General features: G+C 63.5%; 11 protein-coding genes. All 11 read left to right on the plus strand.

Annotated features, from left to right (window positions below; genetic code table 11):
* The first annotated feature begins 2 nt into the window (after nt 1-2).
* Nucleotides 3-863, plus strand: a complete 861-nt coding sequence (locus J1M86_RS07350; RefSeq protein WP_206509368.1) for an ABC transporter permease — start codon at nt 3-5, stop codon at nt 861-863.
* Nucleotides 860-2,224, plus strand: coding sequence for an MCE family protein (locus tag J1M86_RS07355; protein ID WP_206509369.1), 1,365 nt, complete (start codon nt 860-862; stop codon nt 2,222-2,224). The genes J1M86_RS07350 and J1M86_RS07355 overlap by 4 nt, the downstream gene beginning before the upstream one ends.
* Nucleotides 2,221-3,288 carry an MCE family protein gene (locus tag J1M86_RS07360; RefSeq protein ID WP_206509370.1) on the plus strand — a complete coding sequence of 356 codons (1,068 nt, stop codon included), beginning with the start codon at nt 2,221-2,223 and terminating at the stop codon, nt 3,286-3,288. Before J1M86_RS07355 ends, J1M86_RS07360 begins: the two co-directional genes overlap by 4 nt.
* The gene (locus J1M86_RS07365; protein ID WP_206509371.1) at nt 3,285-4,298 is read left to right on the plus strand and encodes an MCE family protein; all 1,014 of its coding nucleotides are present in this window, start codon (nt 3,285-3,287) and stop codon (nt 4,296-4,298) included. Before J1M86_RS07360 ends, J1M86_RS07365 begins: the two co-directional genes overlap by 4 nt.
* Nucleotides 4,298-5,596 (plus strand): MCE family protein, encoded by a 1,299-nt coding sequence (locus J1M86_RS07370; protein ID WP_075837616.1) that lies wholly within the window; start codon nt 4,298-4,300, stop codon nt 5,594-5,596. The genes J1M86_RS07365 and J1M86_RS07370 overlap by 1 nt, the downstream gene beginning before the upstream one ends.
* Nucleotides 5,597-5,694: 98 nt before the next feature.
* Nucleotides 5,695-6,960: an MCE family protein gene (locus tag J1M86_RS07375; RefSeq protein ID WP_206509973.1), complete on the plus strand. Its 1,266-nt coding sequence runs from the start codon at nt 5,695-5,697 to the stop codon at nt 6,958-6,960.
* On the plus strand, nt 6,957-8,204 hold the full coding sequence (locus tag J1M86_RS07380) for an MlaD family protein (RefSeq protein ID WP_206509372.1): 1,248 nt from the start codon (nt 6,957-6,959) through the stop codon (nt 8,202-8,204). Before J1M86_RS07375 ends, J1M86_RS07380 begins: the two co-directional genes overlap by 4 nt.
* Nucleotides 8,205-8,336: 132 nt before the next feature.
* Complete coding sequence (locus tag J1M86_RS07385) at nt 8,337-9,026, plus strand: hypothetical protein (RefSeq protein ID WP_206509373.1); 690 nt, start codon at nt 8,337-8,339, stop codon at nt 9,024-9,026.
* 81 nt (nt 9,027-9,107) lie between these two features.
* Complete coding sequence (locus tag J1M86_RS07390; RefSeq protein WP_206509374.1) at nt 9,108-9,887, plus strand: hypothetical protein; 780 nt, start codon at nt 9,108-9,110, stop codon at nt 9,885-9,887.
* 206 nt (nt 9,888-10,093) lie between these two features.
* Nucleotides 10,094-12,652, plus strand: coding sequence for an aminotransferase class III-fold pyridoxal phosphate-dependent enzyme (locus tag J1M86_RS07395; protein ID WP_206509375.1), 2,559 nt, complete (start codon nt 10,094-10,096; stop codon nt 12,650-12,652).
* 426 nt (nt 12,653-13,078) lie between these two features.
* Nucleotides 13,079-16,585, plus strand: a complete 3,507-nt coding sequence (locus J1M86_RS07400; RefSeq protein ID WP_206509376.1) for a DNA-directed RNA polymerase subunit beta — start codon at nt 13,079-13,081, stop codon at nt 16,583-16,585.
* The last annotated feature ends 79 nt before the right edge of the window (nt 16,586-16,664 follow it).

Raw genomic sequence — 16,664 nt, forward strand, 5'->3', positions numbered from 1 at the left:
CAATGACCATCGCCAAAGGTCGTGGCGACCGTACTCTCCTGCGCGCAAAACGCGTTGCGAGCGCGCCACTGAACATTCTCGACAGTGCCGGCGAGCAGATGTCGTTCTACGTGCGCGCCATCGGCTGGGTCCCGCGCACCCTGGTCCATTACAAGAAGGAAGTTCTGCGACTGCTCGCTGAGGTCACCTTCGGCACGGGCGCACTGGCCATCATCGGTGGCACCATCGGCGTGATCGTGATGATGTCCGGTGCCACCGGTGTGGTCGTCGGTCTGCAGGGCTACGCCGCACTCGAACAGCTCGGTAGCTCGGTGCTCACCGGCTTCCTGTCCGCGTACATCAACACCCGAGAGATCGCGCCCATCGTCGCCGGTCTGGCGCTGTCGGCGACCGTAGGCGCAGGGTTCACCGCCCAACTCGGCGCCATGCGAATTTCCGAGGAGATCGACGCACTCGAGGTGATGGCCGTCCCGAGTGTGCCGTTCTTGGTCACCACGCGCATGATCGCTGGCTTCGTCGCTGTCATCCCGCTGTACATCGTGGGTCTGCTGGCGTCGTATATCGCCTCCCGCGGAATCAGTACCATCTTCAATGGTCAATCGGGGGGCTCGTACGATCACTACTTCAATCTGTTCCTGCCCCCCGAGGACGTCCTCTACTCGTTCCTGAAGGTGCTGATCTTCGCCTTCGTTCTCATCATGATTCACTGCTACTACGGGTTTCACGCGTCGGGCGGACCCGCGGGCGTGGGCGTGGCAGTGGGTCGCGCCGTGCGAACTGCCATCGTCACGATTGCGGTTCTGGACTTCTTCCTCAGTCTCGCGATCTGGGGAACCACCACCACAGTCAGGGTTGCGGGATGATCGACTCGACGTCGCGTTTGCGACGACTGCTACTGGGCCTTGCGTTCTTTTTGGTCTTGATCCTCTTTCTGGGTTGGTCGATCACCAGTTACAACAAGACGTTCAAAGAGGTGGTCAGTGTGGATCTGATCACCGATTCGGTGGGTAATGCGTTGCCGCTGAACGCCGATGTGAAGGTTCGCGGTCTGATCGTGGGCGAGGTTCGCTCGACCTCGGCGGTCGACGGTGTGGTGACCGCGCGGATGGCGATCGATCCGGACAAGGCGGAGATGATTCCGTCCAACACCACCGCCCGGTTGCTGCCGAAGACGTTGTTCGGTGAGCGATACGTCGCATTGATGGTGCCGGAGAAGAACTCTGCGTCGCCGGTCGTCGACGGCACCGTGCTGCAACAGGATGTCAGTGGCAACGCGATCGAGGTCGGTCAGTTGCTGGACAATCTGTTGCCGTTGCTCGAAGCGATTCCGCCGCAGGATCTGGCGAACACGCTCGGCGCGCTCTCCCAGGGTCTCGACGGTCGCGGCGCGGAGTTGGGGTTGACGATCGATCGGCTCGAGAACATCTTCGCCGGCCTGAACACCGAGTTGCCGAACATTCAGCAGGGGTTGCGCGGTCTCGCGGACTTCTCGCAGACCTACGCCGATGCGGGGCCGCAGTTGATCGATGCGTTGGACAATCTGTCGGTCACGGGCAACACCTTCGTGGAGCAGCGTCCGGCGGTCGATACGTTGATCGGCTCGCTCACGGCGACGAGTGCGTCGACGGCGGACTTCTTGGAGGCCAACGCGGACAACCTGATTCGAATCTCGGCCGATTCCCGTGAGGCGCTCGAGCTGCTGGCACAGTATTCGCCGTCGTTCGGGTGCACGTTCTCGCAGTTCGTCCCCATCGTCGAACGCGCTCAGACGGTCATCGGTGTCGGCGACGAATACCGAGGCATCAACGTACACATACCGGTGGTCAACCCCAAGGGCCGTTACCTGCCCAACCAGGACGAGCCGAGGCTCTTCGACGATCGTGGACCGCGTTGCTACACACCGGCCGACACCGAGGCGGGGGAGTTCTTCCCGCAGTACCCGGGAGGCTCGCCCAACGACGGCTCCTACCAGGTTCCCTCGCGCAACCCCGGTCCGCAGGACATCCCTGAGCTTCCGGCGCCGCAGTACTCAGCAATTCCCGGGTCACTGGTGGGTGCGCCCGGTGGCGCGGCCCCGGCGAGCTACGAGGGCTCGGACTTCGAACGTGACACGCTGGCCGTGATCTACGGCCAGGCAACTGGAACATCTCCGACAGAGGTTCCGTCGTGGGTGACATCGGCGGGAGCGCCGGCGCTTAGAGGGGTGGAGGTGACAATCAAATGAGGGGACTTCTTGCGCCGCTCGTCAAACTGGTCGTGTTCGCAGTGGTGACCATTCTCGCCACGGCAATGTTGGCGTTCTCGATCGCCAACATCAGCGGAGGCGGCGGAAACAACTACAGTGCGATCTTCAGTGACGTCACGCTCCTGCAGAAGGGCGACGAGGTGCGCATTGCCGGCGTCCGCGTTGGAGATGTGAAGTCGATCGAAATCGTCAACGAGCGCGAAGCGAAGGTCGAGTTCTCGGTAGACGGCCGCGACTGGCTGCCGTCGACGGTGACCGCGAACCTGCGGTTCCGCAACCTTGTCGGTCAGCGTTACATCGACATCGAGCAGGGTGCCGGGGATCAGGGCGGCAAGCTCAACCCCGGCGACACGATCCCGCTGTCGCAGACCAACCCGGCGGTCAACCTCACCACTTTGTTCAATGGCTTCCGGCCGTTGTTCCAGATGCTGAGCGCCGACGATGTCAACAAGCTCTCCTACCAGATCATCCAGGTCTTCCAGGGGCAGTCAGGCACCATTTCCGAACTCGTGCGCAGTACATCCAGTCTCACCAACACGGTGGCGGACAAGGACGCCGTGATCGGGGCGGTCATCACCAATCTGAACACGGTGCTGGACACGGTCAACCAGAACGACGACCAATTGGATTCGCTCATCGTCAACACTCAGCAACTGGTCTCGGGCTTGTCCGCTGATCGTGATGTCGTCGGCTCGGCGGTCACCTCGCTCGCCGGACTCACCGACGCCACCGCAGGTCTGCTCGAGCCCACTCGGCCGTCGATCCAAGGTTCGGTCGCGGCCCTGAATACGCTGGCCACGACACTCAACGCGCGAGAGGACGACCTCACGAAGGTAGTCCAGACCTTGCCGAAGAAGCTCGACAAGCTGATTCGTACCGCACAGCAGGGTTCGTGGTTCACGTTCTACCTCTGCGGGCTCGACATCAAGGCCGGTCCGGGCACGTCACCGAATCTCAATCTTCCGACGGGGCTCCCGACTGTGAATCAGCCGCTGTACACGAACTCGGCGGAGCGTTGCAAAGCTGGGGGGATCCAAGAATGAACAAGCGTAGCCCGATGGTGGCAGGCGCCTTGGGAATCATGATCGTGTTGCTCGCGACGATGGCAGTGTTCTCGTTGGAGCGGCTCCCGATTCTGGGAGCTGCATCGAACTACACAGCGCACTTCCAGGAAGCTGCGGGCCTCGAACCCGGCAACGAAGTGCGTATCGCCGGAGTCAAAGTCGGCGTCGTCGATTCGGTCGAGCTCGATGGCGACAAGGTCGACGTCGCCTTTCGCGTGAAGGATGCCTGGGTTGGCAACAACTCGTCGGCGTCGATCCAGATCAAGACGCTTCTCGGCCAGAAGTATCTGGCCATCGAGCCGCGCGGCGACGAAGTGCTCCGTCCCAAGGATCCGATCCCACTCGAGCGCACCACCTCGCCGTACGACGTGATCGACGCGTTCAGTGATGCCGCCTCGACCATCACCGATATCGACACCGATCAGTTGGCGTCGAGCTTCGAGACGCTCTCGCAGGCGTTCTCGGAAACACCCGCAGATATTCGCGCGTCGCTGGATGGGGTGAGCAGGTTGTCACAGACCATCGCGAGCCGCGACACCGAGCTGCAGCAGCTGTTCGAGGCCACCGGCGCGACCTCGCGCGTCCTCGCGGACCGGAACCAGGAGTTCAATCGCCTCATCGCCGACGCAGGTCCGCTGTTGGAGGAACTCAACAATCGTCAGCAGTCGATATCGCAGCTGCTGACAGGTGTGCAGCGGTTGTCTCAGCAATTGACCGGTCTGGTTCGTGACAACGAAGAGCAGATCACGCCGATGCTGCAGCAGCTCAACGGTGTGATCGACATTCTCAACGAGAACAACGACGCCCTCGTGCGCGGCATCGAACTCTATGCGCCGTTCGTCCGCCTGTACGCAAACGTCGTCGGAAACGGGCGTTGGCTCGACATCACGCTGGCCAACCTGGCGCCTCCTGGCCTGCCGCTGATTCCGGGGTACCGCGAGCCGGCTCAGGACCTGCGCAATCCCGTGCAAGATGTGGGAGCCAACTGATGAGTGACAACCAACTGACGACCGACAGCGGAGACAACGTGAAGAAGACGGGCGGCTCGCGCGCCGTCATCGCAGGTGTCGTGGTGGCTGCGCTCATCGTCGCCGGCGGTCTCTGGTGGCTGTTCAACCGTGCCGGAACAACCGAGATCACCGCCTACTTCGACAAGTCGGTCGGTATCTACGAAGGCTCGAACGTGCGTGTGCTCGGCGTGCAGGTCGGTTCGGTCACCTCGGTGGTCCCGCAGGGCGATCAGGTCGAGGTCAAACTTCGGGTCGATCGGGGCATCGACATCCCAGCCGATGCTAAGGCCGTGCAGATAACGCCGTCCCTGGTGTCCGATCGATACGTTCAGCTCGCCCCCGCCTACTCCGGTGGCGACACGATGGCCGATGGTGCGGTGATCCCACGGGAACGCACCGCGACCCCCGTCGAGGTGGATCAGATCTACGCAAGCATCGACGAGTTGTCCATGGCGCTCGGGCCGGACGGCGCGAACGCGAACGGTGCGCTGACCGATCTGGTCAACACCGGGGCGGCGAATCTCGAGGGCAACGGCGCGGCTTTGGGAGAGACGATCACGCAGCTCTCCGATGCCTCGCGCACGCTCAGCGATTCTCGCGGGGATCTGTTCGACACCGTCAAGAACCTGCAGGTTTTCGTCTCGGCTCTCGCGGCCAACGATCAGCAGGTACGCCAGTTCAACAACCAGCTAAGCAATCTCACGAGCTTCCTCAACGGTGAGCGCGACGATCTCGGGGTAGCGCTGAATCAGCTGTCGATATCGCTGGGCGATGTCGCAAAGTTCGTGGCTGACAACCGGGATCAGTTGGTGCAGGCGGCCGACGGACTGGTTCAACCGACTCAGACGCTCGCCGACGGCAGAGAGAATCTGGTCGAGACACTGACGATTCTTCCGCTCGCCATCAGCAACCTGGTCAACTCGTACGACGCCGAATCCGGCACGCTCGCGACCCGCGCGAACCTGCAGGACGAGACCCAGGATCCGCTCGGCATCGTGTGTCGCCTGATCGATCTCGGCAAGCTGGTCCCGGGTGATCCGCGATTCGAACAACTCGGCGCGCAGATTCAGCCCGTCATCGATCGCTGCAACGAGTTCGCGACGTTGGTTCAGGGGCCGGTACGGGAGTCGAATCTGGTCCTTCCGTTCGGCGTTCTCACCAACGAGACACAACAGGGCAATGTCGTGCCGGGGACCGTTCCTGGTGTTGTCTCGGAGCGGCTGGCCGAGAACAACAACATGCCTGGTCTGCAAGAATCGATTGGAGGGGGACAGTGAACCCGCTGAGGACACCGTCGTTCTGGGGATCTTCCTCGGGTGCATCGTCACCGAGTGAACGGTCATCGCGTGCAGCACGGCAGGTCAAGCGTCCGCTCGTGGCGATCGTCGGTGCGTCCCTGGTGACGTTGTCCGTCGCCTCGTGCTCGCAGGGCATCTACGCCATCCCGCTTCCCGGTGGTGCCGACCTCGGCGACAACCCGATGCGCCTGACCATTCAGTTCGAGGACGTGTTGGACCTGGTGCCTCAGTCGACGGTCAAGGTCGACGGAGTTGAGGTCGGGCGGGTCGATTCGATCTCCGTCGCGGACAATGAGTGGACGGCGAATGTCGGTGTGATCATGAACGATTCGGTCGATCTGCCCGCCAACGCAATCGCGGGGATCGAGCAGACGAACATTCTCGGTGAGAAGTTCGTTCAGCTGACCGTTCCCGCTGGCGACGCTGATCCGGAGAAGCTCACCGACGGTGACACGATTCCGCTGGCTCGCACATCGGCCACCACCAATATCGAGCAGGTTCTCGGTGCGTTGTCGCTGCTGCTCAACGGCGGCGGCGTGGGTCAGTTGGCTCCCATCGTCAAGGAGCTCAACGCAGCCTTCGACGGTCGCGAGGGTACGACGCGTCAGCTGCTCGAGGAAGCCAACACGTTGATCACCGGGCTCGAGCAGCAGCGTGAGGACATCACGCGGGCTCTCGACGGTCTCGACGTGCTGACCACCCAGGTCAGTGCACAGACAGACAAGATCGATCGCGTCCTCCAGGATCTCCCCATCGCGACCGAGGTGCTCGAGCAGCAGCGGCCGCAGCTGACCGCCATGCTCGGCCAGCTCGACCGACTCGGTGCAGTGGGAACCGATGTCATCAACCAGTCCCGGGACGACTTGATCGCGGACCTTCGCGCTCTGCGGCCCACGCTGCAGGCGCTTGCGGCTTCGGGCGACGACATCGTCACCTCGTTGCCACTGGTTCTGACGCTGCCGTTCCCGGATGGCGTCGAAAAGGTCATTCAGGGCAACTCCGCGAACCTGTACCTTTCGCTCGATCTGTCGATCGGAACCGCGTTGCGCAACTTCGGTGTGGGCGAGGGCGATCCGGTCTACATCCAGCCGAAGTTCGGGCCCCGTATTCCGTTGGTAGATCCGGCGAACCCCTACTACAACGGCAACGGGCCACGCCCGGGGTGGCCGACCATTTCGCTGCTGCCCCTCCCGCCGATCATTCCGGCCCCGACGCCTGCGCCCGGCGTCCCTGTGGCCCCTGGGACGGAGCCGGACAATGAGCTGGTCGATGCGGCAGCCGCCCCACCGACGCCGTTCGCGCCACTGAACGATCTGATCGAACAACTCGGAGGTGGGCTGTGAGATCGCGGCTGGTCAAATTTCAGCTCATCGCGTTCGTATTGGTCGCCGTCTTCGGCATCCTGTACGTCGGCGGCAAGTATGTCCGCATCGACAATCTGCTCGGTTTCGGCCAGTACGCCGTCGACGTCCGGTTTGCCGATTCCGGTGGCATCTTCACCAATGCTGAGGTCACCTATCGGGGCGTTCCAGTGGGAACGGTCGGGCCGCTGTCGCTGACCCAGGACGGCGTGAACGTCCGGCTCATGCTCAACGACGGGGGGCCGGACATTCCGGCCTCGGCGCTGGCTGTCGTCGCCAACAGATCGGCGATCGGTGAGCAATATGTCGATCTGCGGCCACCGAGTGATGCCGGGCCCTATCTGGAAGAGGGTTCGGTCATCGCGACCGAGGACACCGAGACTCCGGTCCCGATCGAGGAAGTGCTCGCCAGCACCGATCAGCTCGTCAGCTCGGTCCCCTTGGAGAGCTTGACGACGGTGGTGCAGGAATTGGGAGCGGCCTTCGACGGCAAGGGCGAGGACCTTCAGGTTCTCGTCGATTCGCTCGGGACTTTGAGCGAAACGGCTGACGAGGCACTTCCGGAGACGCTGGCGTTGATCCGCGACAGCCGAACGGTGTTGGACACGCAGTCCGAGCAGTCGTCGGCGATCAGGCAGTTCAGTACCGATCTGAACGCGGTGACCGCGCAGCTGCGCAGCAACGATCCGGACATCAGGCGCCTGATAAACACCGGCACCGCTGCCAGCGATCAGATCGGAGCTCTCATCGCTGAGGCCGGTCCGTCGTTGACCACGGATCTGGCCAATATCAATGCGCTGACCTCGTTGGCGGCCCCGAAGACGCTCGCGCTCAAGCCGCTGCTGATCTTCTTGCCCGCTCTCTCGTCCGGTGCAGGCACACTTGTTCCCGGTGACGGCACCATCCATCAGGGCCTGTTGCTGGAGACGAACAACCCGCCGCCATGCACGATCGGATACGAGGGCTCGCAGGCGATTCTCGACGAGGAGAAGGCCAAGAACCCCAATTTCGATCTCACCGAGGAGAACTACCCGCTGAACCTCGAGGCGAACTGCACGACCCCGCAGGGCAGCGTGACGGGTGTTCGTAGCGCGAACCGCATCGTGTTCGCCGATCCGGAGATCCCGCAGCCGTGGGACGACATCCCCAAGGTCGATCCGGACAAGCTGAACCTGAACCCGATCGCGTCGCAGCTCGCTCCGTTGATCGGAGTGACCCCGAAGTAGTCGGTCGAGGTACGTCGATGGCGGCGGTACTGTCGGAAAACGGCAGGCCCGCCGCCATTTTCGTCATCGGGTGGTGTCAGCGGTCGCATCCGCGGGATCGAGTACGTGTTACCGGAGGGTAAGGTTGGTTGTGTGATGTCAAACACCGAGGTCCGAGATTCGACTGCGTCGGGCTCCGGGCCGGAGAACACCGGGCCGAAGAACAAGGCAAAGCCAGTATTGATCGTGGCGTCCATCGTGGCGGTGCTCGCGTTGGCCGCGAGTGTGTGGTTCGGCATCGGGTGGAAGGATGCGATCGATGATCGTCAGATGGCGCAGACGCGGGATTCGGCTCTGACGGGGGCACAGCAAGCTGTTCTGAACATGACGACGCTGGACTCGGCGAATCTCGACGAATCGTTCGACACGATTCTGACGTCCGTGACGGGCGAGGAGATGAACCAGTTCATCGAGGACATGCGCACCTCGTTCACCGAGGATCAACGCGATCTGTCGGCCAAGACGACGTCAGAACTGTTGACCGGCGCCCTCACCGAGCTCTCCGCAGACGACGGCACTGCCGAAGCTGTGGTCGTAGTGGCAACCACCACGACGCGTGACGGCTTCGATCCGTCTCGTCAGAGACTGGTCATGGAGGTCGGCATGCAGGACGTCGACGGGACATGGAAGGCATCGCGGGCGGCGCCCGTCGGCAACCCGGTTCCGCTCAACCCGACGGCCGACCCGAATGCGGTCGATCCGGAGGCCGGTTCCGATTCGCCGCCACCGGGTGACGCCACCGAGCCCGAGGTTTCCGAGCCCGAGACTCCCGCCGGTCCGTAAAAGCGTTTTCCATTGTCGGAGTCCGTCGGGTCTTGCATCAGAGTTTTTCGCAGTAGACGTAATCGAGGAGTTGTCCTTCCAGTGCCACCACAGCGTCGCAAAATCGTTCCCCCCACCACCACGAGCAAGGCGCGGAAGAAGGTTGCGGGCTCGGGACGCAAGCCCGAGGCCACGCAGGTCCCGGGCGCCGTCGAGACTCCGGACCTCACGAAGTCCGAGCCGGCCCGGGACACCGCCGCCGACACCGCCACCGACACCGACACCGCCGCCGCCGCCGCCGACACCGACACCGCCGACACCGCCGCCGACACCAAAGCCGTGTCCGGCCCGGCCGCTTCTGAGCCGACCGCTTCTGAGCCGGCCACTTCGGGGCGGACGAACTGGGTGCCGGCGATTGTCGTCGGCGCGGTCGCTGTCGTCCTGGTGGCGTTCGCTGCGGTGGCTGCGGTGAAGCCGGGCACCGAGGTCGACAACATGGCGTGGGTCGATCAGGGTGCGTCCTCGGAGGTGACGAGGGCGGCGTCGGAGGGTTTGACGGCTCTGTATCGCTACAACTGGGAGACCATCGACGAGGACCTGGAGTCGGCTCGTGCATTCATGGGCCCGGATCTGCAGGAGGAGACCAATCAGTTCCTCGACGCGATCAAGTCGGGCGCTGAGCAGACGCAGACGGCCACCGAGGTCGATGTGATGGATATCGGTCTGGTCAGGCTGGAGTCCGATCGGGCCGAGCTGCTCGCGAACATGAACGTCAGCTCCACGCGCGCCGGGGTGGCGTACGACAGCGTCATGTTCCCGATCGTGGTCAACATGGAGACCCTCGACGGTCGATGGGTCGTGTCGGCAACCGAGTTGAAGTAGTCCTGTCGGTCGACGCTCGAAGCGGGCTGAAAGTCCGAAATTGTCGATGTCGACGTGAGCCCCGAATCTTTTGCGTCCGGAACGAAGCACGAGGGGCAATTACGATCGCGCATGCGTCCCGATGTGGGGCGAGCTCTGGTTGCGCGAGATCGCCTCCGGGCCTCCTCGCGTGGCCGGAGGCGGTTTCGCGACGACACGGAGTACTGATGACCGACACAACCATCGGAAGACCTTCCACCCGGTTTGCTCCTGGCCGCAGGGGATATGCGGAGAGGGTCAATCCTGAACTGTTTCGACTGCTCGAGGCAGTCGATCTCGATATCGAATACGTATCCGGCCGAGGCACCGAGCTGTACGACACGTTCGGGCGAACGCATCTCGACTTTGCGGGGGCCTACGGCGCACTGCCGTTCGGTCACGATCCACAGTGCGTGTGGCGTGCGATCGACGCTGTGCGCGAGCGGCGAGAAGCCATTTTCGTGCAGCCTTCCGTGCTGCATCCTGCTGGTGAACTCGCGGAGAAATTGGTGGCAGTCGCTCCGCCAGGTTTGGGCAGGGTGACGTATGTCAACAGCGGCGCAGAGGCGATGGAAGTCGTGTTCAAGATTGCGCGCGCCGCGACCGGCAGGCTCGGAATTCTCAGTACGCGCAACAGTTTTCACGGAAAAACGCTGGGTGCGCTGTCGGCCACCGGGAACAACAGGTACCAGGTCGGCTTCGGGGCGCCGGTCGACGGATTCGACACCATCGAGTTCGGTGACAGCGACGCCTTGGAGGAGACGCTCCGCGCGTCGGGTGAACGCTTCGCGGTCTTCGTCGTCGAGCCCATTCAGGGCGAGGGTGGCGTCGTGACCCCGCCCGAGGGCTATCTGACACGGGTGCGCGAGATCTGCTCGCGGCACGGCGTTCTCATGGCCGTCGACGAGGTGCAGACAGGATTGGGACGAACCGGACAGCTCTTCGCGTGCGATCACGAGGGGGTCGTGCCGGATATTCTGGCGCTCGCAAAGGCGTTGGGGGGCGGGGTACTTCCCAGTGGTGCGGTGCTCTGCAAGCCCGAGCTCGTAACCGAGAGTTTCGCGCTCCGGCACACGTCCACGTTCGCCGGAAATGCGCTCACCGCACGTGTGGGTATCGCTGTCGTCGACGAACTCACCGCACACGGTCAGGCGTTGGTGACGAGGGTGAGGGAGGTCGGCGAGGTTCTGAAGTTCGAGCTGCAGAAGCTGGCACTGAAGTACCCCTCCGTCGTCACCGATGTACGTGGCCGCGGTCTGCTCCTGGGGGTGGAGGTCACCGACGACATCAATTTCCTCGGCCGTCAGGGGCTGCTGGGATCGATAGCCGATCAGCAGAACCTCGCGGTGATGCTGTCCTCGTATCTGTCTCGGGTGGAGGGCATTCGCATCGCACCGACCCTGTTCGGGGCGCGTGTGCTGCGGGTGGAACCGCCACTGACGGTGACGGATTCGGAATGCGGGCGACTCGTCGCAGCCCTGGACCGGGCCTTGGCCTTCGTGGCCGCGGGTGATCTCAGCGGTCTCGTCGGGCACCTGGTCGGCAGGGCGCCGGCGCAGGCACCGATGCAGGTGTCGAACGTGGGTCGGCGGCTGCCTGCCGTCCCCGCGATGACAGGCGACAACAGGTTCGGCTTCATCGCGCATCCATTGAATCTCGAGGTGTTCGAGGCATTCGACAGTTCGCTGGTCGATTTCTCGCACAGCGAGCGCGCGGAACTACTGGACCGGTTCGCATCGGCCACCTCGGAGTTGAATCCGTCACCGTTCGTCATAGGCAGCGGACGCATCGTGACAGCGCACCACGGCGCCGCCCACGGCAACCTCATCGGCATTCCGTTCACCTCGAAGGCTCTGTTGAAGTTGCCCGCCGACGCTGCGGTTGCTGCCGTGGCAGCGGCGGCAAATCTCGCCTTCGAACGAGGCGCGACGGTCGTCGGTCTCGGCGGCTACTCGTCGGTGGTCACCACCAACGGACTGGCGCTGGGGGAGATGGCCGGAGTGCTGACGACGGGTAACTCGTTCACCGCGGCAGCAAGTATTCGCGCGGTGCGACGTGTGTGCGCGGAGCGTGGCATCGACCTGAGCGATATCCGGCTGACCGTACTCGGTGCGGCTGGGGCGATCGGGCGGACCATCGCACGCGCGTTGGCTCCCGATGTGGGCAGCGTGACTCTCGTCGGACGTCCAGGCGAGCAGGGGCAGATCGCGCCCAAGCTGTGGGATGCGGCGGGAGAGATCGCGGCCGCAGCTCGCGGTGGCCGCGGTGGTTTGGCTGCTGCCGCGGCGGGCGGGTCCGTCGACGACTTGGTCGCGGCGGGCCACCTCGAGTTCTTCGACGATCCGGCCGCGGGGGTGGCTCGCGCGCACATCGTGATCGCGGCCACCTCGGCTCCGCACGCGTTGATCGACGCCGCGGACCTCGCGCCGAACGCGATCGTCTGCGATGTCGCGCAACCGCCGAACATCCCGCACGATGTCGGACGGATACGACCCGATGTCACGGTGTTCGACGGCGGCATCGTGCGGCTGCCTGCCGGCTCGGATTTCGGTCTGGATTTCGGTCTTGCACCGGGTCTGACGTACGCATGCTTCGCCGAGACGATGTTGCTGTCGTTGTCCGGCGAGTTCGATCTGCGCAGTATCGGCACTGCGCTCGACACCGCCAATGTCGAGCGGCTCGGTGTACTGGCCGACCGGTACGGCTTCGAGTTGGCCGAAGCGACACGGTGGCGCGAGGCCGAGTAGCCCTGCTCACGGGTCGTAGCCGGGGGAGTTCTCCGGCTACGCCCCGCTTCGAAAGGCCGAGCGAGTTCGCACTGTTCGGCCCTTTCCTCTTGACGCGCGCGCGTGCAGGGGTCACTCTTGTCTCGAAAGCACCCCGCGGCGATCGGAATGCACCGGTCGCTGGGCCCGCGACACGCCGCTCTCATGGCCACGCCGGTCCTGATCTCGGGTGCTACTTTTGATGCCCCTGTTGCACTGTGTGCGCGTTTGGGGTACCTTTGGACGTTGCGCTGGCTGCCTCCTGTCCACCTCTCGATTGCTTGTCTGTAAAGCGTTTGCTTTGCCGATGTTGCAGTGGGGATTCGGTCTGGTCGCGACCAGCGAATTCGCCCCACATAAAGCAAGCAGATACAGCGGCGGTCGCACTGCACGAGCGGCCCGCGTGAGGTGCTGGAAGGACGCATCTTGGCAGTCTCTAGCCAGACCAAGGCAGTTGTCGGAACACCGGGAGCCCCGAGGAGGGTTTCGTTCGCGAATATTCGCGAGCCGTTGGAGGTACCCGGTCTCCTCGATGTACAAACGGATTCTTTCGAATGGCTGGTAGGTGCGCAGAGTTGGCGCGACCGTGCCGCCGCACGCGGAGACAGCAGTGTCTCCGGTGGTCTCGAGGACATCCTGACCGAGCTATCTCCCATCGAGGATTTCTCGGGCTCGATGTCGTTGTCTTTCTCCGATCCACGGTTCGACGAGGTCAAGGCCTCGATGGACGAGTGCAAAGACAAGGACATGACGTACGCGGCTCCGCTGTTCGTCACGGCCGAATTCATCAATAACAACACCGGTGAGATCAAGAGCCAGACGGTCTTCATGGGCGATTTCCCCATGATGACCGGCAAGGGCACCTTCATCATCAACGGAACCGAGCGCGTCGTCGTCTCGCAGCTCGTCCGTTCCCCCGGCGTCTACTTCGACCACTCGGTCGACAAGACGACGGAGAAGGACCTGCACAGCGTCAAGGTCATCCCCGGTCGCGGTGCCTGGCTCGAGTTCGACGTCGACAAGCGCGACACGGTCGGTGTTCGTATCGACCGCAAGCGTCGCCAGCCCGTCACGGTGCTGCTCAAGGCTCTCGGCTGGACCACCGAGCAGATCACGGAACGCTTCGGCTTCTCCGAGATCCTCATGGCCACCCTCGAGAAGGACAACACCGCCGGAACCGACGAGGCGCTTCTCGACATCTACCGCAAGTTGCGTCCGGGCGAGCCGCCCACGAAGGAGAGCGCGCAGACTCTTCTGGAGAACCTGTTCTTCAAGGACAAGCGCTACGACCTCGCTCGCGTGGGTCGCTACAAGATCAACAAGAAGCTCGGCCTCAACTCGGGTCAGCCCATCGTGGCGTCGACCCTGACCGAGGAAGACATCGTCGCCACCATCGAGTACCTGGTGCGTCTGCACGGCGGTGACACGTCGATGACGGCTCCCGGTGGCGTCGAGGTTCCCGTCGAGGTCGACGACATCGACCACTTCGGCAATCGTCGTCTCCGCACGGTGGGCGAACTGATCCAGAACCAGATCCGCGTGGGCCTGTCCCGCATGGAGCGCGTCGTTCGCGAACGTATGACCACTCAGGACGTCGAGGCCATCACGCCGCAGACCCTGATCAACATCCGTCCCGTCGTCGCGGCGATCAAGGAGTTCTTCGGAACCTCCCAGCTGTCGCAGTTCATGGACCAGAACAACCCGCTGTCGGGTCTGACGCACAAGCGTCGTCTGTCGGCTCTTGGACCGGGTGGTCTCTCTCGTGAGCGCGCCGGCCTCGAGGTCCGCGACGTGCACCCGTCCCACTACGGACGTATGTGCCCCATCGAGACCCCTGAGGGCCCGAACATCGGCCTGATCGGTTCGCTGTCGGTGTATGCGCGGGTCAACCCGTTCGGCTTCATCGAGACTCCGTACCGCAAGGTCGTCGATGGCAAGGTCACCGACGATGTCAGCTACCTCACGGCAGACGAAGAGGATCGCCACACGCTCGCACAGGCGAACGCGCTCATCGACGACAGCGGCCGCTTCACCGAGGACAAGATTCTCGTCCGTCGTAAGGGTGGCGAGGTCGAGTTCGTCTCGTCCTCCGACATCGACTACATGGATGTCTCGCCTCGCCAGATGGTGTCCGTCGCAACCGCGATGATTCCGTTCCTCGAGCACGACGATGCAAACCGTGCACTCATGGGTGCCAACATGCAGCGTCAGGCCGTTCCGCTGGTGCGGAGCGAGTCCCCGCTCGTCGGTACCGGCATGGAACTGCGTGCCGCTGTCGACGCCGGTGACGTCGTCATCAGTGAGAAGACGGGCGTCGTCGAAGAGGTCTCCGCGGACTACGTCACGGTCATGGCCGACGACGGCAGCCGCAAGACGTACCGGATGCGCAAGTTCGCCCGCTCGAACCAGGGCACCTGCGCCAACCAGCGTCCGATCGTGGACGAGGGGCAGCGCGTCGAGACCGGTCAGGTCCTCGCCGATGGTCCCTGCACCGAAGACGGTGAGATGGCACTGGGCAAGAACCTGCTCGTGGCGATCATGCCGTGGGAGGGCCACAACTACGAGGACGCGATCATTCTGTCGCAGCGCCTCGTGGAAGAGGACGTGCTCACCTCGATCCACATCGAGGAGCACGAGATCGATGCCCGCGACACCAAGCTCGGTGCCGAGGAAATCACCCGTGACATCCCGAACGTCTCCGACGAGGTCCTCGCGGACCTCGACGAGCGCGGCATCATCCGTATCGGTGCCGAGGTTCGTGACGGCGACGTGCTGGTCGGAAAGGTCACGCCCAAGGGCGAGACCGAGCTGACCCCCGAGGAGCGCCTGCTGCGCGCCATCTTCGGTGAGAAGGCGCGTGAGGTTCGTGACACGTCGCTGAAGGTGCCGCACGGCGAGAGCGGGAAGGTCATCGGCATCCGCGTGTTCTCACGCGAGGACGACGACGATCTGCCTCCCGGCGTCAACGAGCTCGTTCGTGTCTACGTCGCCCAGAAGCGCAAGATTCAGGACGGCGACAAGCTGGCCGGACGCCACGGCAACAAGGGCGTCATCGGCAAGATCCTCCCGCAGGAGGACATGCCGTTCCTGCCCGACGGCACCCCGATCGACATCATCCTGAACACCCACGGTGTTCCGCGTCGTATGAATATCGGTCAGATCTTGGAGACTCACCTCGGGTGGATCGGCAAGACCGGCTGGAACGTGCAGATCGCGGCGGACGGCACGAGGCCCGATTGGGCCGAGCGTCTGCCGGAGGAGATGCTCTCGGCACCGGCGGACAGCAACATCGCCACCCCGGTGTTCGACGGCGCCAAGGAGAATCAGCTGACCGGCCTGCTCGGCAGCACCATCCCCAACCGCGACGGCGAGCAGATGGTCGGCTCCGACGGAAAGGCCACCTTGTACGACGGTCGTTCCGGCGAGCCGTTCCCGTACCCGGTGTCGGTGGGCTACATGTACATCATCAAGCTGCACCACTTGGTCGACGACAAGATCCACGCGCGTTCGACCGGGCCGTACTCGATGATCACGCAGCAGCCCCTCGGTGGTAAGGCTCAGTTCGGTGGTCAGCGCTTCGGTGAGATGGAGTGCTGGGCAATGCAGGCGTACGGCGCCGCATACACGCTGCAGGAGCTTCTCACCATCAAGTCCGACGATGTCGTCGGACGCGTGAAGGTGTACGAAGCCATCGTCAAGGGCGAGAACATCCCGGAGCCCGGTATCCCCGAGTCCTTCAAGGTGCTCCTCAAGGAGCTCCAGTCGCTGTGCCTCAACGTGGAGGTGCTGTCCTCGGACGGTGCTGCCATCACGATGGCCGACGGTGACGACGAGGATCTCGAGCGCGCCGCAGCCAACCTGGGTATCAACCTCTCCCGCAACGAAGCTGCGACCGTCGACGACCTAGCGCAGTAGTTCTCGGTCTGCCGGACCTGCTCAGCGCAGGTCCGGCAGGCGTTTTTCTCATTTGCTCTTCCAGCACAACACCCATAAA

It is taken from the genome of Rhodococcus sp. KRD197 (assembly GCF_017168235.1).
Lineage (GTDB): Bacteria > Actinomycetota > Actinomycetes > Mycobacteriales > Mycobacteriaceae > Rhodococcoides.